This is a genomic window from Mesorhizobium sp. M7A.F.Ca.AU.002.02.1.1 (genome assembly GCF_003998535.1).
Lineage (GTDB): Bacteria > Pseudomonadota > Alphaproteobacteria > Rhizobiales > Rhizobiaceae > Mesorhizobium > Mesorhizobium ciceri.
Map to the genome: position 1 here is coordinate 1 of NZ_RZPB01001501.1, position 420 is coordinate 420.

The 420-nt window shown below is 67.4% G+C and carries 1 protein-coding gene; it reads left to right on the forward strand.

Annotation, left to right across the window (positions count from 1 at the left end; genetic code table 11):
• Window positions 1-332: DUF1850 domain-containing protein (locus EN879_RS38600; RefSeq protein WP_127274838.1), on the forward strand; the 332-nt coding region annotated here is incomplete at its 5' end.
• Window positions 333-420 lie beyond the last annotated feature (88 nt).

Here is a 420-nt window from a genome sequence, read left to right on the forward strand (position 1 = left end):
CCTTTACGCTGTCCTGGACGCATTCGGTGGAACGGACGCGCTGGGAGGAAGACTGGAAGGTCACGCCTATCGGCCTGCAGCTGGTCGAGGCGCGGGTCAAGAGCTCGGGCGCCGGCATGGAGCCATCGGAAGGCGCGGTGCTGAAGAATGGCTGGTGGGCCTACACGCCCACGGTCGGCCCACAGCGGCGCGTCATACTCGCCGCCGCGGGCGCAACCGGCGACGGCTGGACGCTGTGCTCGGTTCAAGGCTGCCGGGAATTGGGCAAGGGGGCCGGCGACGCGATCGTGCTGAAGCCGTGCGAATCCACCGGTTCGAGCCAACCGCGATAACGCCCGATCAATGCGCTGAGCGGCGGCTCGTTCTCCAGCAGCCACATCCTCAGTCAAGGAACCGCTCGCGCAGCTCCGGAGAAGGAAC